The sequence below is a fragment of the Chryseobacterium gilvum genome, assembly GCF_025628965.1.
Classification (GTDB): domain Bacteria; phylum Bacteroidota; class Bacteroidia; order Flavobacteriales; family Weeksellaceae; genus Chryseobacterium; species Chryseobacterium gilvum.
This window is the reverse complement of the sequence record NZ_JAOTEN010000002.1, coordinates 160,731-187,556: the sequence shown is the minus strand read 5'-3', so window position 1 is coordinate 187,556 and position 26,826 is coordinate 160,731. Positions and strand designations below refer to the sequence as shown.

The 26,826-nt window shown below is 34.7% G+C and carries 29 protein-coding genes; 10 read left to right on the top strand and 19 right to left on the bottom strand.

Going from position 1 to position 26,826, the window contains the following annotated elements; translation table 11 throughout:
* Nucleotides 1-5: 5 nt before the first annotated feature.
* From N0B16_RS07495 to pth, 3 genes are all read left to right on the top strand, one after another.
* Nucleotides 6-905: a hypothetical protein gene (locus tag N0B16_RS07495; protein ID WP_262990170.1), complete on the top strand. Its 900-nt coding sequence runs from the start codon at nt 6-8 to the stop codon at nt 903-905.
* A gap of 99 nt (nt 906-1,004) precedes the next feature.
* Entirely contained in the window at nt 1,005-1,934 is a 930-nt protein-coding gene (locus N0B16_RS07490) for a hypothetical protein (protein ID WP_262990169.1), read from the top strand.
* Between the two features lie 84 nt (nt 1,935-2,018).
* Nucleotides 2,019-2,582: an aminoacyl-tRNA hydrolase gene (gene pth / locus N0B16_RS07485; protein ID WP_262990168.1), complete on the top strand. Its 564-nt coding sequence runs from the start codon at nt 2,019-2,021 to the stop codon at nt 2,580-2,582.
* Nucleotides 2,583-2,646: 64 nt separating this feature from the next.
* Here pth and N0B16_RS07480 read toward each other — a convergent pair whose 3' ends face one another.
* From N0B16_RS07480 to N0B16_RS07445, 8 genes are all read right to left on the bottom strand, one after another.
* Nucleotides 2,647-4,242 (bottom strand): SulP family inorganic anion transporter, encoded by a 1,596-nt coding sequence (locus N0B16_RS07480; RefSeq protein ID WP_262990167.1) that lies wholly within the window; start codon nt 4,240-4,242, stop codon nt 2,647-2,649.
* Between the two features lie 116 nt (nt 4,243-4,358).
* The gene (locus N0B16_RS07475; RefSeq protein WP_262990166.1) at nt 4,359-4,658 is read right to left on the bottom strand and encodes a hypothetical protein; all 300 of its coding nucleotides are present in this window, start codon (nt 4,656-4,658) and stop codon (nt 4,359-4,361) included.
* A gap of 20 nt (nt 4,659-4,678) precedes the next feature.
* Nucleotides 4,679-5,347, bottom strand: a complete 669-nt coding sequence (locus tag N0B16_RS07470) for a carbonic anhydrase (protein WP_262990165.1) — start codon at nt 5,345-5,347, stop codon at nt 4,679-4,681.
* Nucleotides 5,348-5,487: 140 nt separating this feature from the next.
* Nucleotides 5,488-6,051, bottom strand: a complete 564-nt coding sequence (locus N0B16_RS07465) for a serine O-acetyltransferase (RefSeq protein WP_262990164.1) — start codon at nt 6,049-6,051, stop codon at nt 5,488-5,490.
* 40 nt (nt 6,052-6,091) lie between these two features.
* Nucleotides 6,092-7,243, bottom strand: a complete 1,152-nt coding sequence (locus tag N0B16_RS07460; protein WP_262990163.1) for a glycosyltransferase — start codon at nt 7,241-7,243, stop codon at nt 6,092-6,094.
* Entirely contained in the window at nt 7,244-7,714 is a 471-nt protein-coding gene (locus N0B16_RS07455) for an acyltransferase (protein WP_262990162.1), read from the bottom strand.
* Between the two features lie 93 nt (nt 7,715-7,807).
* Nucleotides 7,808-8,965: a glycosyltransferase gene (locus tag N0B16_RS07450; protein ID WP_262990161.1), complete on the bottom strand. Its 1,158-nt coding sequence runs from the start codon at nt 8,963-8,965 to the stop codon at nt 7,808-7,810.
* A complete protein-coding gene (locus N0B16_RS07445; protein WP_262990160.1) occupies nt 8,962-9,801 on the bottom strand; it encodes a glycosyltransferase family 2 protein in 840 nt (279 codons plus the stop codon). The genes N0B16_RS07450 and N0B16_RS07445 overlap by 4 nt, the downstream gene beginning before the upstream one ends.
* Nucleotides 9,802-9,910: 109 nt before the next feature.
* Here N0B16_RS07445 and N0B16_RS14165 point away from each other — a divergent pair, with 109 nt between their 5' ends.
* The 7 genes from N0B16_RS14165 to N0B16_RS07410 all read left to right on the top strand — a co-directional run bounded on the left by N0B16_RS14165 (nt 9,911) and on the right by N0B16_RS07410 (nt 16,096).
* Complete coding sequence (locus tag N0B16_RS14165; protein ID WP_262990159.1) at nt 9,911-10,681, top strand: class I SAM-dependent methyltransferase; 771 nt, start codon at nt 9,911-9,913, stop codon at nt 10,679-10,681.
* Between the two features lie 63 nt (nt 10,682-10,744).
* Nucleotides 10,745-11,701: a glycosyltransferase family 2 protein gene (locus N0B16_RS07435; RefSeq protein ID WP_262990158.1), complete on the top strand. Its 957-nt coding sequence runs from the start codon at nt 10,745-10,747 to the stop codon at nt 11,699-11,701.
* Nucleotides 11,691-13,031 carry a DUF6056 family protein gene (locus N0B16_RS07430; protein ID WP_262990157.1) on the top strand — a complete coding sequence of 447 codons (1,341 nt, stop codon included), beginning with the start codon at nt 11,691-11,693 and terminating at the stop codon, nt 13,029-13,031. Before N0B16_RS07435 ends, N0B16_RS07430 begins: the two co-directional genes overlap by 11 nt.
* Nucleotides 13,032-13,033: 2 nt before the next feature.
* Complete coding sequence (locus tag N0B16_RS07425) at nt 13,034-13,855, top strand: carbohydrate deacetylase (RefSeq protein ID WP_262990156.1); 822 nt, start codon at nt 13,034-13,036, stop codon at nt 13,853-13,855.
* Nucleotides 13,839-14,774 (top strand): GNAT family N-acetyltransferase, encoded by a 936-nt coding sequence (locus tag N0B16_RS07420; protein ID WP_262990155.1) that lies wholly within the window; start codon nt 13,839-13,841, stop codon nt 14,772-14,774. Before N0B16_RS07425 ends, N0B16_RS07420 begins: the two co-directional genes overlap by 17 nt.
* Nucleotides 14,771-15,376, top strand: a complete 606-nt coding sequence (locus tag N0B16_RS07415) for a GNAT family N-acetyltransferase (protein ID WP_262990154.1) — start codon at nt 14,771-14,773, stop codon at nt 15,374-15,376. Before N0B16_RS07420 ends, N0B16_RS07415 begins: the two co-directional genes overlap by 4 nt.
* A gap of 21 nt (nt 15,377-15,397) precedes the next feature.
* Nucleotides 15,398-16,096: a class I SAM-dependent methyltransferase gene (locus N0B16_RS07410; protein WP_262990153.1), complete on the top strand. Its 699-nt coding sequence runs from the start codon at nt 15,398-15,400 to the stop codon at nt 16,094-16,096.
* A gap of 21 nt (nt 16,097-16,117) precedes the next feature.
* On the opposite strand, the gene N0B16_RS07405 is transcribed toward N0B16_RS07410, so the two are convergent.
* The 11 genes from N0B16_RS07405 to N0B16_RS07355 are packed head-to-tail and all read right to left on the bottom strand — an operon-like array spanning nt 16,118 to nt 26,822.
* Nucleotides 16,118-17,059: a glycosyltransferase family 2 protein gene (locus N0B16_RS07405; protein ID WP_262990152.1), complete on the bottom strand. Its 942-nt coding sequence runs from the start codon at nt 17,057-17,059 to the stop codon at nt 16,118-16,120.
* A gap of 59 nt (nt 17,060-17,118) precedes the next feature.
* Nucleotides 17,119-18,066: a glycosyltransferase family 2 protein gene (locus N0B16_RS07400; RefSeq protein WP_262990151.1), complete on the bottom strand. Its 948-nt coding sequence runs from the start codon at nt 18,064-18,066 to the stop codon at nt 17,119-17,121.
* The gene (gene asnB, locus N0B16_RS07395; RefSeq protein ID WP_262990150.1) at nt 18,066-19,862 is read right to left on the bottom strand and encodes an asparagine synthase (glutamine-hydrolyzing); all 1,797 of its coding nucleotides are present in this window, start codon (nt 19,860-19,862) and stop codon (nt 18,066-18,068) included. The genes N0B16_RS07400 and asnB overlap by 1 nt, the downstream gene beginning before the upstream one ends.
* Nucleotides 19,863-19,877: 15 nt before the next feature.
* The gene (locus N0B16_RS07390) at nt 19,878-20,645 is read right to left on the bottom strand and encodes a class I SAM-dependent methyltransferase (RefSeq protein WP_262990148.1); all 768 of its coding nucleotides are present in this window, start codon (nt 20,643-20,645) and stop codon (nt 19,878-19,880) included.
* 48 nt (nt 20,646-20,693) lie between these two features.
* Nucleotides 20,694-21,614 carry a glycosyltransferase family 2 protein gene (locus tag N0B16_RS07385; RefSeq protein ID WP_262990146.1) on the bottom strand — a complete coding sequence of 307 codons (921 nt, stop codon included), beginning with the start codon at nt 21,612-21,614 and terminating at the stop codon, nt 20,694-20,696.
* Between the two features lie 15 nt (nt 21,615-21,629).
* A complete protein-coding gene (locus tag N0B16_RS07380) occupies nt 21,630-22,298 on the bottom strand; it encodes an NAD-dependent epimerase/dehydratase family protein (protein ID WP_262990145.1) in 669 nt (222 codons plus the stop codon).
* Nucleotides 22,299-22,313: 15 nt separating this feature from the next.
* Nucleotides 22,314-23,246 carry a glycosyltransferase gene (locus N0B16_RS07375; RefSeq protein ID WP_262990143.1) on the bottom strand — a complete coding sequence of 311 codons (933 nt, stop codon included), beginning with the start codon at nt 23,244-23,246 and terminating at the stop codon, nt 22,314-22,316.
* A 5-nt stretch (nt 23,247-23,251) separates the two neighbouring features.
* Nucleotides 23,252-24,184, bottom strand: a complete 933-nt coding sequence (locus N0B16_RS07370) for a glycosyltransferase (RefSeq protein WP_262990142.1) — start codon at nt 24,182-24,184, stop codon at nt 23,252-23,254.
* Entirely contained in the window at nt 24,181-25,005 is an 825-nt protein-coding gene (locus N0B16_RS07365) for a glycosyltransferase family 2 protein (protein WP_262990141.1), read from the bottom strand. The genes N0B16_RS07370 and N0B16_RS07365 overlap by 4 nt, the downstream gene beginning before the upstream one ends.
* A 2-nt stretch (nt 25,006-25,007) precedes the next feature.
* Nucleotides 25,008-25,904 carry a glycosyltransferase family 2 protein gene (locus tag N0B16_RS07360; protein WP_262990139.1) on the bottom strand — a complete coding sequence of 299 codons (897 nt, stop codon included), beginning with the start codon at nt 25,902-25,904 and terminating at the stop codon, nt 25,008-25,010.
* A 9-nt stretch (nt 25,905-25,913) separates the two neighbouring features.
* Nucleotides 25,914-26,822, bottom strand: a complete 909-nt coding sequence (locus N0B16_RS07355; protein ID WP_262990138.1) for a glycosyltransferase family 2 protein — start codon at nt 26,820-26,822, stop codon at nt 25,914-25,916.
* Between the last annotated feature and the right edge of the window lie 4 nt (nt 26,823-26,826).

The window sequence follows — 26,826 nt, the reverse complement described above, 5'->3', positions numbered from 1 at the left end:
ACTTTATGATCAAAATCAACTTTTTAAGAGCAGTCGCTCTTCTCTTTTTGGGTTTTCTATTTTCTTGTGATAACACGACAGCAGATCCTATTAACCAGAATAATAGTAACAATAGCAATACAGGGGGCAGCGGAAGCAGCGGTCCTACGATTACCGGGCCAAGAATTCTGCATAAAATTGTTGTCAATAGTGAAGTACAACAGGAATTTGTAACCAGTGGGAATGTTTTACAGAAGGCAATTTTTAAGGAAGCAAGCGCTCCTACTTCATTTTTTGTGGGTACAGCAACATATACTTCAGGAAAAATTTCAAAAGTGAAATTTGGACAAGAATTAAATGGAGCACCGGTGAGTAATGGACAAGTGTATGATTTTAATGTTACTTATGATTCTAGTGGGAAAATTAATTATACAACGGGCCAGGTAAGTTTAGGCACTACTATAATGTTTAATAGTGAATATACATATACTTACGATGGTGCCGGGAAAATGACTAAAATCGTAGAAAAGAAAAAATCTGGGACGACCTATACGCATTTTACCAATTATAATTTTACAAACACAGGAGATAATATCACAAAAATGATTACAGAAACCGGGATCACCAATGCAGCAGGTGTTCCGGATATGTCTGCAGGTGTAATGACTTCTACTTATAATTATACTGCTTACGATACCAAGATAAATCCTTACAATACTTTACCTAAGACGTTTTTTGTGATGTGGAGTTTAGTACATCCTATTAATTTTCCATCATTGTCAGCTAATAATCTTGTAACATTCAACATTGTATATCCTTCTCCGGCTCCTGTTATTCCTGGAGGGTACACGTATTTGTATGATTCTATGAATTACCCGACTTCAGATCAGACTCAAATTCAAAAATATATTTATAAGGCTTTATAAGGAGTTTTTAATTGATACTTTTACGAGAATATAAATAAAAACATACTTTTTATTCAAAAAAAAATTATATTTGTGGAAATATAAATAATCCCTTTAGAAATGAAACAACTTTTCTATTTTATTATACTATTAGCAGGTTTCTCTACGATACATTCTTGCAAAGATTTATTAGATGAAGATGGTAATCCACTTTTGGATATGAATCAGGGAAACGGTTTGACCGGGCCCAGAGCATTATTCAGAGAGATTACAGATTCAGATACCATTGCAGAATATCATTATAACGGGTTGCTTTTATCAGAAGTGCTTACAGACAGCGCTTCAGTGACCAATGTAATGTGGAGCGGAGATAAAATAAGCCAGGTCACCTTTAATGGTTTCTTGGATCTTGACGGAAACGGGAAATTAGATAAAGACAGCATCTCTTATACTCAGTTATTTACGTACGGAAATCAGGGAAGATTAACGACTATTTCTGAAAACCGCGCAGATTACAGAAGACTTCCTCCTGTAGCACCGGCAACAATTGGAGTAAAAGTTCTTTTCAGCAAGACAAAATATCTTTATAATCTAAAATACAGCACAGCGACAAGCAAGCTGGATTCTATCATTATGAAAAGCGGTCCGGATATTACCGGGACACCTTTTGCGTATTCAGATTATTCAAAAGCTGCGTACACCTATTTAGGTGATAATGTTTCTAAAGTAGTAAGACATTACGGGAAAATAAACGGAAACGTAATGGCTCCCGCTACCGAAAAGTATGGCTATGAATTTTTGAATTATGACGCTCAGATCAATGCGTATACCTTATTGCCTTTTGCCTATAAAGTTTCAGCGCTTTTATCAACGAGAGCCAAAGACAACAGAAGTATGATCTTATCGCCAAACAGTCCCAAAAGACTCACGATTACAGATCTTACCACCCCGATTCCTTCACCGGTTATTTTCTCAACCGATTATAACTATGATGCACAAACCTATGTGCTGAAAGGTTTCGGAATTAATTATATTTATAAACCTTTATAAAGAATATAATCTGAACATATTTAAACTCAATTCTTCAAAGGATTGAGTTTTTATTTTTATCACTAATTTTGCAAAAATTTTCTCATGAAATATTTAATTGTGGGTTTGGGCAACAAAGGTCCGGAATATGAAAATACAAGGCATAATATAGGATTTAAAGTTGCCGAAAAAATTGCCGAGACTCTTGAAAGCCCTTTTAAAACCACTAATTTCGGATGGATGGCAGAAGGAAAATACAAAGGCAGAAAAGTGCTCGTTCTGAAACCCGATACATATATGAATCTTTCCGGGAATGCCGTAAAATATTGGATGCAGAAAGAAAATATCCCCTTAGAAAACGTAATGATTATTACCGATGATCTTGCCCTGCCTTTCGGGACTTTAAGAATGAAAATGAAAGGTTCAGATGCAGGTCATAACGGATTGAAAAATATACAGGAAGTACTGCAGACACAAAATTATGCAAGGCTGCGTTTCGGGATTTCTGCAGAATTCTCTGAGGGAAGACAAGTCGATTACGTACTCGGAACCTGGAATGAAGAAGAAACGGAAAAGCTCCCCGAAAGAATAGAAAAATTCACAAAAGCTTGTTTGTCGTTCGTATTTGCAGGCATCAACAATACCATGTCTGCTTTTAACGGAAAGTAAAATAAATAAAAAAACCATCAGTGATGATGGTTTTTATTTAATATGAATTAAAATTCAGATCCGATTACATCGCTCTTCTGTGGGTAATCACAATATGCGAATCTTCATCTGACTCATAATCTCTGTAAGACGTTTTAAAGCCTAAAAGCTCTACTTCAATATCTTCTTCTTTCGCCCGGATATTGGCAAAATCCTGAATCATTTCCAGAACATCGGTCGCAATGTAGGAAGTTCCTCTTGCGTCTATGGTAACGATCGAATTCGATTTGATATTTTTCAGTGTCTTTTTAATCGCAGCTTTATTCAGAAAAGATACTTCTTCGGCTAATTTTATCGTGATACCGTCTGCGTCGTTCAGCTTTTCACGGCTTAGATAATAAGCACGTTTCATATTTCCCTGAAGAATATAAAATACGGAAATCGCCAAACCAATACCTACTCCTTTCAGCAAATCGGTCGCAACAACCGCTATAACGGTTGCCACAAAAGGAATAAACTGGAATTTTCCCAATTGCCAGAAATGCCTGAAGGTTGCCGGTTTTGCGAGTTTATACCCCACTAAAATCAGTACAGCCGCCAATGTTGCGTACGGGATAAGATTCAGCACAAATGGAATAGAAAGGACACAAATCAGCAACAAAGCACCATGAATGATAGTTGAAACTTTTGAAGTTGCCCCTGCATTGGCATTCGCCGAGCTTCTTACAACCACAGAAGTCATAGGAAGTCCACCGATAAAAGAGCTGATGAGATTCCCGATTCCCTGCGCTTTTAATTCAAGATTGGTATCGGTGATTCTTCTCTGCTGATCAAGCCTGTCGGAAGCTTCAATACAGAGAAGCGTTTCTACTGAGGCGACAACCGCAATTGTTGCACCCGTAAGCCAGACTTTATAATTGGCAAATCCCGCAAAATCGGGGAGTGTTATCAAATTTTTTAAATCATCAAGATTTTTAGGAACAGGAAGGGTTACCAAATGTTCGCGGCCGATTGCTAAAGAACTTCCTGTTGCCTTAAAAAGTTCATTGAGTAAAATACCGGTCACTACGGCAACTAATGCACCGGGTAACATTTTCATTCTTTTTAAAAAGGGAATACGGTCCCAAGCCAAAAGAATGGACACCGAAACTGCCGTCACAATAATGGCTCCAGGCTGCAGAGCGCCAAATAATTCTGAAAAATAATTGAAATTTAAGCCTTTATCAAAGATAGATTCATGGCCTTCATAATCTTTATCGAATCCCAATGCATGCGGAATCTGTTTTAAAATAATGATAATCCCGATAGCGGCGAGCATTCCCTCAATCACATTATTCGGAAAGTAGTTGGAGATGCTTCCGGCTTTTACAAACCCTAAAATGAGCTGTATCAAACCGGCTACCATTCCTGCGCAAAGAAACAGCTCAAATGCGCCCAAATCTGTAATGGCGGTTAAAACAATAGCCGTTAAACCCGCAGCTGGCCCGGAAACAGATATATTTGAATTACTGATCGTTCCTACAACCAATCCTCCGATAATTCCGGCAATAATTCCGGATAGGGGCGGTGCTCCCGATGCCAAAGCAATTCCTAAGCATAACGGAAGCGCGACTAAAAATACAACAAGACCGGAAGGAAAATTTTCTTTTACTCCTCCGATGAACGAATGTGATTTTTTCATAATATTGAAAAATACTAAAGTGTAACTGATTGATTTTTGATAAAACCAGTTTAAAATAAATTGAAAAATAATGTGAGATGCATTCATCTCCGAACAGAGATGAGCGTGAAGTAGCATTATGCTTCCGGAGGAGGAGAAAATAGAGTAAGCAATGGTGACAGATGAAAAGAATCATCGATCAGAAGAAAAGATCCGGATTCTAAAACCGGCTCAAAAAACTTAAGATAGTCATAGACATCCAAAGGTTTAGGAAGAGTCTTTTCATAAACAGAAAATGATGAATAGGGAGAATGAGGCTCTTCTTCGTTGACGATCACATTATTACTGAGCAGATCCCAACCCGCAATCGCAGCGATGCTCGGCAAGGCTGTAAAATTGAGAAAGATCGTTAATGTAATAATGCTCCAGAGTTTCATTCTTAAGTTTTAAAGAAAGATTATTCCGTCTTTCTGCTCATAACCCAAGTGTCTTCGCTTAAATTATAGATCTTCTGGATGTCTTTCAAAACTTTTTCAAAATCAATTTCCAGATCGATAATTTTACCGGTTCTCAGGTCAAAAACCCAGCCGTGAACAATAGGATATTCTTCAAGAATATATCTTTCCTGCACACAGGCCATTTTAATCACGTTGATGCACTGCTCAAGAACATTCAGCTCTACAAGCCTGTCATAACGTTTGCCTTCATCTTCAATAGCCTCTAATTCGTTTTGGTGAATTCTGTAAACATCACGGATGTTTCTTAACCAAGGATTAAGGATTCCCAAATCCTGCGGCGTCATGGCTGCTTTTACACCGCCACAATTGTAATGTCCGCAAACTATAATGTGTTTTACTTTCAGATGCTGCACTGCGTATTCAATTACAGCTGTGGCGCTCATATCCAAAGAGTTAACTAAGTTTGCAATGTTTCTGTGAACAAAAACTTCGCCCGGTTTCGCTCCCATGAGTTCTTCTGCCGTCGCTCTGCTGTCTGAGCATCCTATGTAAAGATAATCAGGAGTCTGAGTTTTTGCAAGATCTTCAAAGAAGCTGGGATTTTCACCAATTTTAGATTCTACCCATTTTCTGTTGTTTTCGAAAATAACTTCGTACGATTGTGACATAAATTAAAAATTTTAAAAAGTTTATATTATTTATTTCGTTTAAATTATTTCCAAATTCAATAGACTGAATCAATAATTATACAAAAATATAATTTATAGTGAAAAAGTAAACATTTTTTAACAAAGTTTAATAGTATGATTTACAAAATCACCTTATTACCAATATATCCTTCGGTGGCATTTTCGTTTTCCATGATTTTTGCCGGATTTCCTGCTACAACACAATTTGCCGGTACACTGAAAGTAACATATGAATTGGGAGCAATCAAGACATTATTTCCAATGGTAATTCCGCCTACGACAACGGCATTTGTGCCGATCCATACTTCATCTCCAATTACGGGATAGCCACTGTTTTTCCCCCGGTTTTGCTGTCCGATGGTGACACCCTGTGCAATATTGCAGTTTTTCCCGATTACTACATTGGGATTGATCACCAAGCTCCCCCAATGTCCGAGATAAAAACCTTCTCCGATGGTGGTTTCAGGATAAATCTGAAAACCGTATTTGATCTGGAAATGACGCAGAATTATTCTCCAGAATATTCCTCCTAATGAATTCTTTTTGAATTGCTGGGCTTTTCTTAAAATATAGATGAAATGAAGATTGGGACTGATGCATTTTTTCCAGATCTGAAACCGTGAAAGCCATATTCCGCTTTCCCGGTAAAAATCTTTTTGGATGGTAGAATATTTTTCTGGCATAAGAGAAATTATAATAGTCTGTTTAATATAATGATAATAATTAAAACGTATCTAATATGGAAATAATTTTCTCAACAGAATTTTTAAGAGTAAAAGGCATCGTATAATTTTTTAAATTTTCAGTGTATTCAGAAAATGATTCAGGATCTGTCATTGCTTTTTTCATTCCTAAATAAAGGCCTTCTTCCGAGTTTTCTGTAATAAACCCCAATTCTCCGTAATTCAGCATTTCCTGAACTCCGGAAACTTCGGTCGCAATAATTTTTTTCTTCAAAGTAATGGCTTCAAATAACACGGTTGGAAAACCTTCGTATCGTGAGCTTAAAATGTAAAAATCAGCATTTTTAAAGTATGGATAAGGGTTGTCTGTAAATCCTAGCATCGTTGCAGTTTCATCAACGCCCAGTTCTTTTTTTAAGGTTTTAATATTTTCAAAATCATAGCCATCTCCCACAATTAAAATTTTGTGCTTACAACCTTCATCTAGCAGTTTTTTATGAACTTTTAAAAGCCTGTCAAATCCTTTCTGAGGAAAAACCGTTCCTACAGATATAAATGTAGGAATTTTCTCTGTGAATTGATAATTAATTACAGGTTTTTCAGCCTTGGTGAGGATTTCATCCGTATCTACAGGATTGTATATTCTTACGATTTTCTGTTTTTCTGCATCATTTTTAGCTAAACCTTTAAAAAGCTTTTCTATTTTTTCGGAGATCACCATAATGACATCAAACCCGAAAAACTTACGAATTTCTTCATCCGTATAATTTTTAACCTGTGAAAGATCGTTGTGAATCCAGACGATTTTCTTAGATGACTTTAGCGGTGAACCCAGGATTTCGTCTCTCATCCCATGAATGGCGGCAAACTCAATATCATATTTTTTATTATTTAATTTACCTTTGTACAAAAGAACAGGAAATCTTTTTAAGATTTTTTGGAAAAGTACTCTTCCTGCTTTCTTCGAAAGATCCTGCAAACGGTTGGTCGTGATCATTTCACCTTTGTTCAGATACAATATATTGATCCATGACGGGACTTCTGCCAAATATTTACCGGAATAGAGGTTTAAAAGTACATCAATCTCATATTTATCCTTAGGAAGATTTTTTAAAAAAGTTACCAGAACCTTTTCTGCACCGCCATGACGCAGAGAGCCGATCCGGATCAGTATTTTCTTTTTATCGGGCATTTATTTCTTTACAGGTTTATAGACGTGAGGAAGGTTTTTTTTGATATGATTATCCAGTTTTGACCGGAAAGGTTCCAATTCCCGCGGATACATTACATTGTTTTCGAGTGCTTTATCACCATATTCTTCTACGGTACATATAAATTTTGCCGGTACTCCCGCATATACAGAATTATCGGGCATTGAAGAATTAAGAACCGAGCCTGCTCCTAAAATACAATTATTGCCCATCGACGAGCCGGGCAGAAAAGTACAATTATTACCTACAAAACAATTGCTGCCAAGTTTTATACGGCCGAAATTTCTTGCATCTTCATATTTTTCCATGTTTCTGATAACATACATCGCACCATCATGATTGATGAACGTACATCCCGCCGTAATTTTTGTGCGGTCACCAATTTCGATAAGATAAGGTTCTGACCCGAAAGCGGGAGCTTCGATAAAGATAACATCTTTGCCAACTTTCATCCCTCGCGATTTGCAAATCTCGATATAGGCTTTATCATACATATTCTTCCAGATAGTATGAATTTTAAGAATAAGACGATAGATGACACCCATTTATTTTTTTGCTAAGTTAATAATGATATTTTCAACGGCATCAAAAATTTTCTGATTGTCAAACTGTTGCTCAATATTTTTCAGGTTACTTTCAATTTCTGATACCAATTGTGGTTCTGTAATAAATTTTCTCATAGCGTTATACATTTCCTGAGTTTCATAATTTATGAGATAGCCGGTTTTAAGATGGGTAATCATTTCCGGGATACCACCGACATTGGTAGAGATGACAGGTTTCTGAAGAATCAAAGAATCTGCAATGATTAAAGGCCAGCTTTCAGATTCTGAAGGCAGAATAAAAAAGTCGGCGTTTTTCACGTATGGATAAGGATTCAGTAACGAGCCCAAAAACCGGAAGCTTTTTGTAACGCCCAAATGCTCTGCCTGTTTTTTCAGATTTTCTCTTTCATCCCCATCTCCAATTACGGTAATATGATGGTCAAAACCCTCTTTTAAAAGTTGTGCATGAGCCTCCATCAGTTTATGAAAACCTTTCCTGCTGTGCAGTCGTGCGACAGAAACAAAAACCGGTTTTTGAGGAAAATCGGGTTTGAAAGCGTTTGCTTTTAATTTCAGTTCTTCAATAGGAATGGCATTTAAAATCACCTGGTTTTCAGGAATATTTAGATCCGGATAGGTCTCTATTAAAATATCTTTTGTCTGCTGTGAACCGAAAATAAAATAATCAAATTGCGGAATTTGCTTTAAAATTTCAGGAACCAAAGGCTGAAGCTTAGGAAGGGTGATATCAGAGTGAAACCACCCGATTTTTTTTGAATGTGTATTTGCGGAATTAAGAACCGATGAAAAAGCTGCATAGGTGGGTGCAATTTCAACATCATATTTCTCATTCAGCAGCTGATCTGCAATTTTCGGGTTTTTATGCGCATTTTGAAGCCTGATTTTTCTTTTTGCAAGCTGCAGCTTTTGGATTAAAGAATTCTTTGACAAGTCTTCTTTGCCTTCTGCGAGATATACTTTTCTAATATGTTTTGGGATCTCATTACGAAGCTCGCCCTGATTGATATTTAAGCATAATGTAATCTCAAATTTTTCCCGGCTGAGATGATTCAGCATGCTCAGAATTACTTTTTCTACGCCGCCCATTTCCATGGAACGGTGTCTGAAAAGAACTTTTATGGTATTTTTTTTCATCATTTAAATAATTGCTGTCCCAAAATTCTCAGCTTTTTCTTTATTCTGTATAGAATCGAGTTCTGGTAATCAAGCAAATCATAAATTTCTTTAGAATTCGCATAAACTGAAGGTACACTTTTTCCGTTAATCGTTTTTAATTTCCTGCGCTTCATGGCATTAAAAATCACCTGTGCAAAATATTCTCTCGATTTGGGCCTGTTATCGTTCTGGGAAATTCCTCCGGAGTGGGTCCTGTAAAAATAAAGAGCATCATCAATAAACTTAACATTTCCTTTTTCGTACATTTTTAAATATAAATCCTGATCTTCAGCGATTTTCATCTCAGTATTAATCTTTTCGGTCTGTTCGTAAATGTCTTTTCTAAAACAGACAAAATGTACAATATGAACCGGGCAATTGAAAAAGCATAGGTCATTATTCGGCACCTGCATTGGGTTTTTCGGAATGTCTATGGGGTGCAGATTTTCATCGCATCTGATGTATTTTGAAAAAGTGAGAACCGTATTTTTATTTTTTTTGAATATTTCGATTCCGGAACGTAAAGCATCGGGTGTTATTGCATCATCCGGATCCACAAAACCGCAGATATCACCCGTTGAGAGTTCTATCAATTTACTTTTTGTAATTCCGACCCCGCTGTTCTTCGGGTTTTCAAAAATTTTAAAACGCGGATCATCCCCGATAATTTTATGAATGATATCTAAAGAGTCATCCGTAGATGCATCATCGAGAATAATGGCTTCCCATTGATCATGGCTTTGGGCGATAATAGAATCATAGCAGCTTTTAAAAAACTTTCCATTATTGTAATTGGCAATGAGTATAGAAAACTTCATCAGGATGAATTAGGGAATTTGTGTTGATAAATTTTTTACAAAGATAATTATTCTTAAAAATTATAAATAAGATAAAAATCTTTATTTTTGCAATATTAAAATAAACACTGTGAATGAAATTACCAGAATTCTCAAAACTCTTTTCGGTTATCTTAAAAGGCCGGATCTTTATCCTGAACTTGGAAGAAAAATCCTGAAAAACACCATTAATAGGAAGAATGCCTTTAAGGGTAAAGAGAAAACCTATTCATGGGCATCATCAAAAGCGGTGTCTCAACACGAGGCAATTTCTCTGCTTTTCGGGATCGAAAACACTTCTTTCAGAGATGATTTTAAAGCAATTTTAAACGATGCTGCACAGAAAGAACAAGAATGCCCAATCAAAATGGGTGGTCCGGGAGCTTTGGAACTGATCTATTATGCATGTGAATTTACGAAGGCAACAAACGCTGTTGAGACCGGCGTTGCATACGGATGGTCTTCTCTGGCATCACTGCTTTCCCTTAAAAAAAGAAATGGCACCTTATACAGCTCCGATATGCCTTATTTAGGGCAAAACGGAGATCAATACGTAGGATACATTGTTCCGGAAACGCTTAAAAACATCTGGAAATTATTCCGCTTTGCAGATAAAGAATCTTTACCTAAAATTTTCAGTGAAAATTCTGTTTTTGATGTGGTGCATTATGATTCTGATAAAAGCTACAATGGAAGAGTATGGGCTTATCATGAGCTTTACCACCATCTCAGATCCGGAGGCGTATTTATCAGTGATGATATTGGAGACAATTCTGCTTATCAGGATTTTTGCGAGAAAAACAACATCCAGTCGACAGTGGTAAAATTTGAAGGAAAATTTGTGGGTGTGTTTGTGAAATAGATTGAAAAAATGAAATATTAATGTTATAATTGTTGAGCATAACAATATATGTAAATTAGCCATATGATGAAAAAAGTCTACATTATTATTTCCGCATACAACGAAGAAGAAAATATTCATGTGCTATATTCTAGTCTTCAAAATGAATTGTCTGCCATAAAATTTACGGATTATGAGCTGGTTTTTGTAAACGACGGCTCTAAAGATAAAACGCTGGATTTTTTGCTGGAACTTCAGAAAACCGATGATAAAATTACAATCATCAACCAGTCTAAGAATTTTGGGCATGAGCTTGCCATGACCGCAGGCTTAAATTACGTAGGAAATACCAATACAATGAGCGATTTCAGCATTATTTTTATGGATGCAGACATGCAGCATCCTCCAAAATTAGCAGCTGAAATGATCACGCAATGGCTGAATGGAAAAAAACTGATACTCACAAAAAGAATAGAGAATCAGGATACAGGAATGAAATATCGATTGATGGGAAATTTTTATTACTGGATACTCAATGTTCTTTCAGATGTGAGAATTCCTAGAAATATGCCAGATTTCAGGTTGCTTGATAAAAAATATGTGCTTTGGATGAACGGGCTGAACGAAACCGACAGGATGTTTCGGGGAATGCTCTCGCTTATTGGTCTCAGAGATGCTTATATATTAGAGTTTGAAGCTCCCAAAAGAAATGCCGGAAGATCAAAATACAATTTTCTGAATCTTTATAAACTTGCCATAGACAGTGTAATACAGTTTTCTATAAAACCACTGAGAATAGCAACATTCATGGGTTTTCTAGGCTGTTTTCTGTCTTTTTTATTCTTATGCACATCAATTTACATCAGCCACATCCGGCACGAGCCAAAAACGGGATTTCTTACTTTGCTTTCGGTAAGCACATTTTTCAGCTCACTGACAATTTTGTTTTTAGGAATTATCGGAGAATATATTGGAAGAATACATATTGAAGTAAAAAACAGGCCGCTGTATTTTAACGAAATCATAAAAAATGAAGACTAAAATCATAGCTTATTTTTTATTGTTTTTTATAAATACAGCTGTTGCGTTAAGCTGTTATTATTATCCGGTGACCAGGGATCAGTTTTTTTATCTAGATAAACACAATTTAATTAATCCCTTTACCGAATATTACAATGCTTATCTTTATTCAAACCCAAGAATCAATCAATTTTTCACCAATATCATATCCAGAACCAAATGGGTTGAAGTCGTTTTTGGAATTATAATTTTCAATAGCTTTTTCTCTATACTTTTTTTAAATATATATAGGAGATTGCCACGGTTTTCTGAAATCACAGACGTAGGCAGATTTCTAATTTTCACTGCTTTTTTCATCTTTTTAATCAATTATTTTGGCGAGATGTTTTATTATACGCCATTCAATACCAATTATACGCTGTCACATGTTTTTTATCTGTTTTATATTTTTATTTTAACAGATTATTATCAGGATAAAAATGAGGATTTTATTGGAAAATTCCCACCTTTATTCATTATCATTTTAGGCATTTACATTGGAATGTCGAATGAGCACATTCCGCCTGTTTTATTGGCTTTTTCTTTTTTCGCCGCAGCTTTTTATACCCTTAAAAATAAAAAGCTTCCCAACTATAAAGTAATTACTTTAAATTTATCATTATTCGTAGGTTACCTGATTTTATTTTTTGCGCCTGCAAATAAAGTAAAAGAAAAAATGGTAAACAAGTCTCCTTTTGAGATCAGTTTAAAAGAGTACGGTTATAATATCATGACCATTTTTAAGTCTTACTACTATTATAATGCAGAACTTATAGTTTTATCGGTAATCGTAATGATATTGGCTGTTTTATACTTTAAAAAAATCAAAACACACCAAAAAATAATAGGCAGAATATTGATTTATTTAGCCCTTATTGTATTTTCTTTAGCAATTGTGGGGCTTTCTCCTTTGATAGGAACCCGATTATTGTTTTTTTCTACCATATTAATCATTATTGTAATGTATGAGCTTATTAGGAGAATAATCAATAATTTATATGTAAAAAAAATCCTTTCAGGAATGGCATTTGTTTGGCTGCTCATATTTTTCAGCGTAAGTATTTTTGCAACATTTACAGCAAACAAAAACAGTGAGAGGGTGTTGCAAGAAATCACAAAAAAGTCAAATAGTACAAAAGATGTTGTTCTGAAACAGGGTTTTCAATATTTTATTCCTGAATTAGGAAAATTCAACAGAAAAATATTACTGGAAAACGGAGATGTGTACATTGATAAGAATCCCGCTCATAATACTTCTCAGGAACAAAATATTATTTACTATTACAGGATAAAAAGCATTTCACACAAATAAAAATGAAAAATAAAATTATTATCAACGCAGATGATCTCGGTCTTTCTCCCGGTGTGAATGAGGCAATATATCGTGCTCACAATCAGGGATTTCTCACGCATGCAAGTCTAATGGCCAATGCAGATTTTTTTGAGGATGCTGTTGATACCATCGTTTCAAAATGTAAAAATCTTAACGTAGGCCTTCATATTAATCTTACATGTTGCAAATCGCTTTCAAAAGACAATCATATTGCAGATAAGCACGGAATACTTAGCAATACCTTTATCAAACTCCTGTTCTTACATAAAAACAAAAAAGTATTGCAGTCTATTGAAAATGAAATAGAAGCCCAGCTGGACAGATTAAAAAGCAATAATATACACATCAGTCATATTGATGGCCATGAACATATACATATTATCCCATCAATCAATAAAATTGTAAAAAAAATTGCACAAAAACATGGGATTAAAAGAATTCGTGAAATCAATGAAGGTGTTTTGAAAAGCTTTAGGTTTAATTTCAGAACGGCAAGTTTTGCCAATATTATTAAATTATTTTTACTGAGATTTTTGTCGTTGTTCAATTCAGATACCAAAAAAAATACATTTTATAGTATCCTGAACACCTGTGAAATCAATGAGGATAATCTTTTCAACTATCTTGAAAATACGCAGAATGAGACGGTAGAAATAATGCTGCATCCCAGCATTTCAAAATTGGATGAAAATTACAAAAATCTTGATATACGATTTCTGCAATTTTTACAATCTGATTACAGAAGACAGGAATATGAACTTTGTTTTTCTAAAAAATTTGAAAATTATGAAAAAGCCGTTTAGTTTTTCAGAGACCAATGATTGGAAAAATATTGTTACAAAAACATATCATTTAGGTGTCAAAACATTAGCAATACAAAGACAAAGCATCAATATGTACGGAAACGGATCGTTATTTTCAAATTCTCCGTATATTACAGATGGTGGGTTTTTCGAATTTGAAAAACCTGTAAAAGATTCTGATTTTGAAGAATTAAAAAAGCCCGTTTTACTCAAATCAAGGCAAAAAATTGAAGTTGAGAATCAAACAAAGTATTTTTTGGATGAAAACTATTTTACCTATATTTTGGATCTGAGGAACGGGAAAGATTTTGTCTGGAATTCTCTGGTAAAATCGAAAACAAGAAACCAGGTAAGAAAAACAGAAAAGCTGAATTACCATATAAAAACAGGAAAAACAGAATTGCTGGATGATTTCTATAAAGTAATTTCCGAAGCCTGGAGAGATCTCGGGACGCCTACACACAGCAAAGCTTTTTATAAAAATATTGTTGAAGGTTTTGGCGAATCAGGATATTGTGCAGAATTTATTGTTTTATATTTAGATAATGAGCCGGCTTCTGTGGCATGTCTTATTTATGATGCATATTCTATTCATCATCCGTATGCTGCGACATTAAAAAAACACAATAAGCATTCTCTTAATAACGCACTGTACTGGAACATTATTCTCTTCGGATTAGAAAAAAAGATTCAGTTTTTTGATTTGGGAAGAAGCCGGAAAGATCAGGGAACTTCCACCTATAAGCTGTCATGGGGCGCAGAAGCGGTACCGTTATATTATTATTATTTCAACACCACATCTCACAAAAATGAAGAAGACAGTAAAATTATCAAGTTTTTAATCACAGCATGGCAAAAACTACCGGTACCGATTGCGAATTTTTTAGGCCCGAAATTTATATATAAAGTGTTAAAATGATCAAAGAATTATCCGAAAAAGATCTGTTTCAGGTAGCAAAAATTCATAAGGAAAACCTGCCGAGTTTTCTCACGGAATATCCACTGTCCTTTATTGAAAAGTTTTATTATTTTCAAATAAAAAGAGAAAACCAGTTGCTCTTAGGTAAAATAGAAAACGGGAAATTGCTGGGATTTGTTTTTGGTACCGATAATGTCGAAAAATTGTATGATAATTTTATATCGGAAAATAAATCTTATTTTTACATGAATACTTTTAAAACATTATTATTTCACCCGAAATATTTTTTACTTTTTGCAGCAAAATTTTTTTCAAAATCATTTGTTTCAGAATGTAAAAGACAATTGGTGTATATTGCCGTAGATCAGAATCTAAAAACGAAAGGAATCGGGAGCGAATTATTGCAGGCTTTTGAAGAAAAGTGGAAGGGATTAAATTACTACGAACTGGAAGTGGAAAGTAAAAATAAAGCGTTCGATTTCTATCTTAAAAAAGGATTTTACATCGTTCATCAATATAACAACTGGGTAGAAAAAAAATATTTGTTAGGAAAATATCTCCATTTATTAATTATTTTTACCATTTGTAATGGTATAGGTTGATGGTTTTAAATGCAAAAAAAAATGAAAAATTGGGAAACGTATTGGTCGGCTAAAAAGCCTGGCTTCGATTATATTATGCGTAATACCACGCCTGTTTTTTATGAAAAATACTTAAAAAAAACCGATATAAAACCCCATCATGTTTTTTTGGATTTCGGCTGTGGACCGGGATTTCTGATAGAAAAACTCCCTGCAGAAAATAGGATTATTGGCACGGATATTTCGAAAGATTATATAGAGTTTTGTGAAGAAAAATTTAGAAGTTCGAAAAACGTTTTTTTTGAATGCATTACAGAAAAAAATTCTTTCCGGACAATTCTTTCTAAAGAAAAACCGGATGTCATTATGGCGATCAGTGTCATTCAGTACTTCGAAAATAATCTCGTTTTAAAAAAATATATTGATGAGGTAATGAATTACTCAAAAGAAAATAAGAAGAATATACAATTTATCATCGCCGATATCATTCCACAAAAAAATTCTAAGTTAATAGACGCCTTCGAAGTGTTTTTACACTCTATTCGTAAAGGATATTTTCTGGATTTTTTTAGATTTTGCCGTGAAGTTCTTCATTCTGATTACAATTCAAAGCAGCTAAAAGTGAACAAAACCAATCCTGAATTTTTTGAATTATATGCCAAAGAGCATCAGTTGAAACTGGAATTTTTAAAAAATGTCACAGTAAACAAAAACAGGTATTCCTTAGTTTTTACTTTCTAAAAATATCACTAAATCAATATTTTACCATAAGTGATCTCTAAAATTCACATTATACAATCCTGACCGGATGCTTTTAAAGTCTAGAGCCAGATATTTCAAAATCATTCCCCATTTTTTAAGAGCAGGGGCATTGGCGATTTCCCAGCTTCTGTACATTCTACGGATGTGCGTTTTAATTTCCTGTGGCATTGTGTCCTCGCTTTTAGCCCACTTATTAACTTCCTTCCAAAGCAAAACCCGTGTAGTTGAAGGTTTTATCTTTTTTATATCAAGCTGGGTAATTCTGTTGTTTTCATGAACGCCTCTTATGGCTACAGCCTGATCTAAAATCCCCGGATAAAAATTAAGGTAATAAGAGCTTCTGAATAATAATTCTGTATCCTGATGAAGCCTCAAATGTGTTTTAAAAAGCGGGTTTACCTTTTGCAGCAAAGATTCTTTGCGTATGGTTAAAGCATCAATACTAAACAAACCGAAGCTTCCTTTCATATTCAGCTGTCCCGGAAAAACATCTTTCGGGTCATGCTTTTTGTAAACAGTAGTTAGTCGGTCGCCAAAAACTTTATAGTACTGTTCTTTTGCCTTTTTTGTATAATAATGTACGCCAATCGCTCCGTAAACACCTTCTACTTCAGGATTTTTAAATAGCTCACGTTCCGCATCAAACCGGTTCGGAAGAAAATAATCATCAGCATCCAAAAACGCAATAAAATCTCCCGTAGATTTTTCAATCGCTAAATTTCTGCTTGCTCCGGCGCCGTGGTTTCCTTTGTCGGGATGTTGGTACAGTTTTACCCGCTGATGTATTTCAGATAATAATTGACAGACTTTCAAAGCGTCATCAGGCGATTGATCTTCCACCAAAATGACTTCATATACTTCTTTAAAATGAAGAGCAGATTCTACAGCCTGAGCAATATATTTTTCAGCATTATAAACCGGAATAATTACAGATATTTTCATTGTTAATCGGGTTACTGAGTTCTAAATAAAAGTAATTTTATCATATTGGATGATTTTTATTAATCATGCGAAGTATGTAACGCATGAAAACGGTATCTGGTTTTTAAAAAATTTGGATTTGTCAGCGCAGTGGTTAAAAAAGAAAACCATTTTCTAAGACCTTTCTCATGAGCAATTTTAAAGCTTAAATAATTCAGTTTTATTGTCTGGGAATATTTGGTATCCAATTTTACCGTTTGGCTCCAGTGATAAAGAGAACTTTGTAATAAAAGATTATGATGATAGAATGTACTCGAATAGGGTTTTATTTTGGTTATCCTATTGTCGTCATGCACTCCTCTCACAGCGATTGCGCGATCTATAATCCCAGATTTCAGGTAACAGTGATACGCCAGTTTTATGATAAAATCAGAATCCTGATGCACCCGTAAATCTCGGTTGAATCGAAGCTTATTTTTTACAATAGAAGATTTTTTGACCGTCAATGCATTTAGATGAAAAAAAGACCCAAAACGATGAGTTGTTAAACCCAATAAGCCTTTAAAAACTTCTTCACCTTCTGCTGCAAAATTAACCGTAGTGAGTGTTATGTTCTGAAATTTGTCCTGAAACTCTCTTTTACCTTTTTCAGAAAGATATTCTACACCAATGGCGCCAAACACACCTTCAACGGAGGAATTTTCAAATAATGTTTTTTCGGCATCAAAACGGTTGGGAAGATAATAGTCATCCGCATCTAAAAAAGCAATATATTCTGACTCTGCTTTTTCAATACCCAGGTTTCTGGTTGCTCCGGCTCCGTGATTACCCTTGTCCGGATGTTGATAGAGCTTTATTTTGGGGTTTTCCAGGGCCAGTCTCTGACAAATTTCCAAGGAATGATCTGTAGATTGATCTTCAATTAAAACCACTTCTCTCACTACGTCAAACTGCAGTGCTGAAGTGACCGATTTTACTAAAAACTCGGCTGCGTTATATACCGGGATAATTACAGAAACATTCAGCATTATAAAAAAGATTGATTGTTTTGTGCCCAAATTGCCAACTGTAAAAGGTTCCAGTGTTTTTGTCCTTTATCTAAAAATTTTTGTGCCGCATCGAAATTGATATATTTAAAAATCTTCTGATTTGGATTTTTCAGCAATTCATCAGAAAATTTCATCAGATTCTCTTCCTGGAACCAATTTTCAATTCCGAGTCCGAAGCCCTGCTTATTTCTGTTTCGTATGGTTTCCGTCCAATAAGAATCCATTGTTTTACGAAGGATCTTCTTATCTTCTTTTCCGTCAAGTTTTAACTGTTCCGGAAGCTGAATACAAAATTCTGCAAAATCAATGTCTAAAAAAGGCGTTCTTACCTCCAGAGAATTCGCCATCGCCATTCTATCAGATTTTACGAGCATATTCCCGGGAACAAATTTTTCCAGATCAGTTCTCATAATATCATTCAATGAGTTTTTATCTGCTTTAAAACTGTATTGCTGATGATAATCTGCAGTAATTCCAAGCATTTTTCTTTCTGCGGCATTAAAAAAATTGCGTACCTGATTTTGATGGAAATCAAGAATAGAATCGTTGTCTATGTTGTTTCTGGAAACATATGAGATCTCTTTTACATTCTGATATAATTGTAATCCGAACTGAGCAATTATATTTTGATAACTGAAATGGTTTTTCAGTGTATGTTCTACAGTATAAAAGTTATATCCGCCAAATAATTCATCTCCCACATCTCCTGAGAGAACTACTTTAAGGTTTTTTCGGGCATTTCTGCAGATTTCAAAGTGAGGAAGACACGATCTATCGGCAAACGGCTCATCCAAAAAAGGAGAGATTTTCTGCAATGAGGTTACAAGATCTTCTTTTTTCTCATGAATTTCAATATGGTGAGTATGATATTTCTCTGCGATTTCTTTGGCATATTTCAATTCGCTTTCTTCATGGTCATAGCCAAAGCTGATGGTGGTTTGCTGAGATGAAAATTCATTAACTAATGCTACAATCGTAGAAGAATCTAATCCTCCGCTCAGAAAACTTCCTACCTCGACATCGGCAATAAGCTGCTTCTGAACTGCATTTTTTAATAGATGAAGAAATTCTTCTTTCGCATCCGACAAACCTATAGATCTGTCTTTAGCCGGTAAACTATAATAACGCTTTACTGAGATTTCCCCATCTTTCCAGATCAGCTGATGAGCAGGAGGAATGGTGAAAATATTAATATAAATGCTTTGATGGGTACTTACATATCCGTACTGTAAATAATGTGAAAGTGCTTCCTGACTTACGTTTGGTTCTATTAATCCGCTGGCTAAAATCGCTTTGATCTCTGAGGCAAAAATGAACTCTTTATTTTTACCGATGGCATAATAGAATGGTTTTTCTCCGAACCGGTCTCTTGCACAAAACAGCTGCTTTTTTTCATCATCCCAGATGGCAAAAGCAAACATTCCGGGAAGATCATAAATCAGGTTTTCCTGTTTCCGCTGATACATGGCGAGAATTACTTCCGTATCTGAGCTTCCGCGATAAGGATATTTTGAATATTCTTTTTTAATGTTCTGATACCCGTAAATTTCACCGTTCAAAACGATGCATTCATTTTTAGTATTGGAAAACATGGGCTGTTTTCCATTTTCAGAAAGATCAATAATAGAAAGCCTGCGATGGCCTAAAGCTGCATTTCCGTAAAACTCATGATGCGCAGAATCTGGGCCGCGGTGCGCAATGGCATCGGTCATTTTTATGATTTCCTGCTGATAATTCCTGGCATTCGGAGCAATGATTCCGGCAATTCCACACATAATATTTTATTTAAATTATTGTGAAACAGGCTTTTCGCAAAAGAAAATATCTTCTTCAGGATTGAGTCCGAAAGTTTTGTATTTTTCAGAAATATTCACCCTGTGCACGGTAAAGCCAACACTTTTCAGTCTTTCTATATAATCCTGCCCGTAAATTCTTACATGATCAAACTGCCCGAATAATTCTTCTCTTTTATTCTGGTCAGCGATAGTAAAATCTTCATGGGTCTTCTGATTATTTTTTGAAATAGGAACCTGCAACACCGCTTTTCCGCCAGGTTTTAAAATGCGGTAAAGCTCTTTCATTGCTTTTGTGTCTTCAGGAATGTGTTCCAGAACGTGATTGCAGATAGCATAATCAAAATGGTGATCTTGAAAAGGAATATCCATTACATTCATATTCTGCACATATTCAGGATAATCATATCCTTCTGTGAATAAATCTCCACAAATATATTCTTTAAAATTATTAGCAAGAAGTACCTTTGAAAGTTTGGGCTCCGGAGCGATATGAAGAATGCTGATTTTTTTGTTTTCCGGCAGCTTCAGTTCTTCTATAAAAAATGCGTAGAGAAGTCTTTCGCGGTCTCTGGAGTGGCATTGATAGCAACCTGCAGCTCTTCTGCCGCCTCCGATTACCTGCTTTTCTCTAAGAACGGGAATATCGTGGCCTACTACTTCAAGATCTCTGGAATTGTAGCCGCAGAAAGGGCAGTGATAAACAGATCCTGCGTGGGATTTTAGCTTTATTTTATTTTTTATTCTCTGTAGTAAAGACATCATTTATGTTTGAGTTTTATTTTTTTTATCGGGAATTTTGAGAAGACAAATTTACACATTCAGAAAGGTTTTGCCAACTTCTTTTACTGTATTTGCAATTTCGATAAGCTTTTTTTCTTCTTTTGATATTTTACGATATTTATCCAGCAGTTTTTTGCGGGTTTTTTTGTTTCCGGTCAATATACTCTTAACCAAACCCTGTTTGAGCGATTTTTTTTCTAGTTCTAATGCATTGGGAAAGCTGGGATTTATGATATTGGTTTCAATGGTAAGATCTTCATACAACGCGTAATCTACTTTGCTTAAAATCTGTTTTCCGTCATGCACAACTTGGCTTCCAGGAGCCAATAGAATTTTCTTCTGATGAAATTTTACCCGGTTTGCATACTCCACATCTTCCCCGTAATGAAAAAAATAAGGATTAAAACCTCCTACTGTATCTATAGTAGATTTTGGGATAAACCAATGAGCTGCATTCACAAAGCTGATTTCGTAATAAGGTTTCAGGTTTTGAAAATAAAGGTCTGAGATTAGCCTTGTTTTTTCGAAATTGGTCGCAATATATTTATCCAGGAAAATATCCAGCTGCTGTTCTGTCCCGTCAATATGCATCGGGCTTATAATCCCTATTTCTTGCTTCTGAGGATATTTTTCATAGACCTCAAGCAGTTTTTCTATGCTGTTTTCGTAAAGCCATGCATCCTGATTCATCAGATAAAAGAATTCTGCCCCTTTTTTATATGCTATTTCAAGGCCGAGATTGTTGGCTTTTCCAAAACCTAAATTTTTTGCAGACTGGATGAATTCTGCCTCCGGAAAATAAGTTTTCAGATATTCCTGAGTGCCGTCTGTAGAGCCGTTGTCAATAATAAAAGGATTCACAGTAACCGATGAACGCTTCAGGCTGTTAAAGCATTTTTCTGCCCATTTCATGGCGTTGTAAGTGACAATAATAATAGCAATTTCCGGCATAATACTTTTTTATTTTTATATATATTTTTTTACCAGACCCTTAAGATAGTCATCAGGATTTATTCCTGTAAAAAAGGATTTGAAATACGTATTGAAACTGATCTGGTAAAAATCGCCTTCATCAATTTCTGTGTAGTCTGCCAATTTGCCGACCTGTTTTTCAATTTCTTGTATAATTTCTTTTAAATCATAATGATACGGATAAGCACAGTTGATAGTTTCATTTTTAATAGTATTGCAATGTAAGGCTAAAAATCTTGAGATATCATCCATATCAATCAGCAATCTTTTTGCTTTTCTGTGAAGGAAAAACCTTCTGTTTTCGCTGATCTGGGTTGTAAGAAAATTAAAAAGAGTATTGGGATTTCCACCTTTTCCTACGATATTGCCTATTCTTAAAATCAGATAGTTTTTACAGGTATTTTTGATATAATTTTCTATGTTGAGCTTATGCAGGATATATAAGCTGTCCTGTTTTGATTGGTCATTGATGCTCACTGTAGAAAAATAGATAAATTTTTTTTCAGGGTTTTGTCTGATACAGTCTTTAAGAAGAGAAAACTCTCTCTCGAATTCGGAATTTCTTGTTTCGAGGGAATTTGAAACTCCGGATGCAAAAAATATAATATTCCCTGAATCTATATTTTTTAAAGAGGTTGCGATAAGTCCGTTTCCTATGATCATTTGTGTAAATTGTGTTTATATAAATTTTTTGTGTTGTTTTTTAATCTGATATTTTTGTTTTATAGTATGCAGACTCCATTTGATTACGGAATATAATTGTAATGGCTGCCATGTAAATTTAGCTAAAACATTATATACAAAATAGCCAAAGGCTGCATTGAAAAATTTGGATAGAGATATGACATTAGAATAAGACATTAAGGTATAATAAAAATAACTTTTTAATTTCCATATTTTATATTCCGGCTGATATTTTTTAATAAACGGAATAATTGCAAAATCTTTCTTCATTACTTCATACGATACATTTTTTGAAATACTTGCACTAAATTGTCTGTAAACGGCCATCTGTTCGGGTAAGACTTTAACTTTTCCATAACATCCGGCTAATAAATAAAGGCAGCGGTCCGCAGAAATAATATCGACCGGAAAATCGGGTTTTAATATTTCTTTTTTAAAAAAGAACGTTGATGTCTGAAAAATTTTTCGGTCTGTAAGATTATCTTTTTCTAAAACCTGATTTAAATGATCTGAAAAACCATGACTTGCAATGGGTAAATCTTCATATATTACCTTAGAATCTGACCCCACTGCTGAAAAATCCAGGTGGGTTTCTAAAAAGTCATATTGCTTCCGCAGTTTTGAAGTTTCTAACCAATAATCATCACCATCTAAAATAGCAATATATTTTCCGGCAGATTTTGAAAACAGAGAAAGGGTGTTTTTGACGTATCCTAAATTAGGTATATTTTTAAAATATTTTATATTCTTGCCTTTAGGATGTTCTTGTATGATTTTAAAAATAATCGCTTCCGTCTGATCGGAAGAATTATCATTACCAATAATAATCTCATACTCATGGTCAAATTCCTGAGCAAATATGCTCATGAGACATTCTTCAATATATTTTTCGTGATTATAGGTGGTGATACAGATGCTGACTTCCATGATAATCAATATTTTAGTAAATCTGACCACGTAAGGTCAAGATAGTGATGACGGGCACATTGGGCAATATATATTTTTCTTTTTGCAAACTTCAGGGATTTTAAATAAATATTTCTGTGCTTTAAAAATGTTGTATAGAAGGTTGTACTTTTTATATCTTCATCGGCGTTTATTGCATTATATTTTTCGAGAACTTTCAGATAATTCCATACATAATCTCTGAAATATTGCTGAGTTTTAGTAATTAGTCCAGAATTTTTATCTTCCGGCTTATATCTCAATCCATAGACCTGGTCTGCATGTAATCTGTATGATGATAATGATTCCGGGATAAAGCCTAATGCATTTTTTGAACTCAGCTTCTGAACAATAAAATAATCATGTGCAAAAGGAAAATCTTTTAATGCGTATTTTTCAATTGCTTCTTTCCTTATGGCTACAGCACAGCCTAAAATAAAACTTCCTTTAATGATCAAAGAAGGAAATAATTGTCCCGCATCTATTTCTGTTAAAATAGTATGATGGGATATGTTTTTCCAATTGAGATAGGAAGGTTGGGTATTTTCTTTATCCATTAATTTTAAATCGTGAAAAACGCCGTCAAACTGTGGGTTTTTTGTAAAGAAACCAATGGTTTTCTCAATTTTATCTTTTTCCCAGATGTCATCCTGATCACTTATGATGATGATATCGAAACTACACTGAAGTATGGCTTTTTCAAAATTTTTGATAAACCCTAAATTGCTTTCATTAATGAATACTCTGATATTCGGATGTATTTTCTGATAATCGCGTATAATCTCAACAGTAGAATCTTTTGATATATCATCACAAATTACAATTTCATCAGGCAGTATAGTCTGATTCAAAATTGAATCAAGCTGTGCGGAGATATATTTTTCTCCATTATAGGTGCAAAGCGCTACAGATGTTTTCATAATCTCAAAAAATTAAAAATTTTATTGACCGTCTGATATCTTTTACTGTTTAAAATGGTTTTCAGATGACTTACTTTTTGATGCAGTTTTTCATTTTCTTCAGCTAATCTTTGAAAACTGCCCAGTTCACGGATAAAAAATTCAATATGTTTTTTGTAAATGATATGATGGGAGAATGTAATTTTTTCGTTGTTTTTATCAGACATTTCTTTTAACATAGATGTTTCTTTTATTCGGTAATAAAAACATATTTCATCTATTCTGTAAACCTTGCCACCATTTTTCAATAGTGCGATCCAAAATTCCCAGTCTTCCCAACCGTATATTAAATCGGTATCAAATCCATTTACTTTTACCCAATCTTCTTTTCTGAAAAAAGCGGTACAGAAAATAACATTTTGTATGGCTAAATTTTTTATGCTGTATACTGGTAAATCCCATTCTTCATGAATTAAGCCGAATTTTTGAGCCTTACAGTAAATAACTTTATAACCGTCACCAAATTTTTCTTCAGCGAATTCCAAGTATTGATTTCCAATTTTATCATCTGCATCCAAAGGCAGAATCCATTCACCCTTTGCCTTTTCAATCCCGGCATTTCTTGCTGAAGATAAGCCTCCGTTTTTTTTGGATAAATAGATAAAACGCTTATCTTTTTCCACCCATTGTTGTGCAACTTCTTCGGTATGATCTGCAGAGCCGTCGTTTACAATAATGCATTCCCAGTTCTGATACGTTTGATCGAGAACCGATTGCAGGCATTCGTCGAGGTAACAAGCCTGTTCATAACATGGAACGATGATGGAAATTAGTAGGTTCACGGTTATAATATTTTATTGAAAAATTGGTATATTGATACCGGTATCTTGTAATGTAAGGCAAAAGATAGTCTTTTAATTGAGAATGGATAGTTTCTATAAGCAATAAGAAACTCCGAAGATAATTTTTCCTGATTCAGATATTTTTTGCTGGTGAAACTGTTGATTTTTTGTCTATTTTCTCCTGCTTCATCAAATAGCATCTGAAGCATTACCGATTCGGACTCGATTCTCTGGATTTTTGTTTGGGATACATTTTCCTCATGCAGTCTGTAATATGATAACTTCTGCGGTATATACGCAATATTATATAAGGCATTGATTTTAAGCCATCGGTAGTAGTCCTCAATCAACAGGTCAGATTTATATTCTCCGGTTTTGTGCAAAGCTTCAGTTCTCATCAAAACAGTAAGTGCTGCAATTCTGTTAGACTTTATGAGTTCTTTTTTAAAAACTTCGGACGAAACATTACCCAATGTATTATAATCCGCAATATCTGCAGCAATTTTTGAATTGCTGTCAATTGCATAGGTGTCGGTAAATACCATTCCGTAGCTTTCTCCTAAAGTTTCCAGTTTTTCGACGCATTTAGCGATAGATTCGGGATGCAGGAAATCATCAGCGGCGATTATTTTGATGTATTTTCCTTCTGCAAGTGTGACGCATTCATTAAGCATGGTGGCCAATCCGGTGTTTTTCCGATGGAAATTGGTTATGGCAGGATAATTATTTTCCTGCAGCCATTGTTGAAATACCTCCACAGAATTGTCTTTTGACGCATCATCTCCTACAATAAGCTGGATGTTATCATATGTTTGATTTTTGATGCTGTCTAAGTTTTCCTTAATGTACTTTGAATGATTATAGGAAACTACAATGACCGTTACTAATGGGTTTTCCATACTTAAAGTTTAGGATCTGTAAATTTTTAGCAGAAGATAATATATATATGGGTGTAAATATTTTAATGAAAAAGATAGTTTTTTTATTCGGTAAGGATATTTCAGATATTCATTTTTAATAAGATCAGGAATTTTTTTGTTCTTCCGGTATCGTGATGATATATAATCGAAGATTTGATTCGCATTAATCCCGCTTTTATCATATTTCATCCTGAGATAAAGATCTTCTTCTATCATTTTATCATGTCTCGTTCCTGTGATACTTGTAGGAATAACCCTGTAATACGCTAGTTTTTCATCAATAAAACTGATTTTATATTTCTCATTGATCATCAGCCAGCGATGATGATCTTCAAGAAGCAATGCGCTGTCATATTCACCGGTGGCGACAATGGCCTGTTTTTTTATCAGTACAGAAGGTGCGATAATGCAATTATATTTTACCAGCTGGTCACTTTTTAGAGACCCGTCTTGATTGAAATAGTGCTTATTTTTATAGTTTAAAGGAAAATCTACAGAGATACCGCTGTCATCTATAGCATAAAAATCGGTAAATACCATCGCAAAATCTTCGCTTAGATTTTCTAATTTATGCACACATTTAGCGATAGATTCGGGATGCAGGAAATCATCAGCGGCGATTATTTTGATGTATTTTCCTTCTGCAAGTGTGACGCATTCATTAAGCATGGTGGCCAATCCGGTGTTTTTCCGATGGAAATTGGTCATAGCAGGATAATTATTTTCCTGCAGCCATTGTTGAAATACCTCCACAGAATTGTCTTTTGACGCATCATCTCCTACAATAAGCTGGATGTTATCATAGATTTGATTTTTGATGCTGTCTAAGTTTTCCTTAATATACTTTGAATGATTATAAGAAACTACAATGACCGTTACTAATGGGTTTTCCGTCATACCA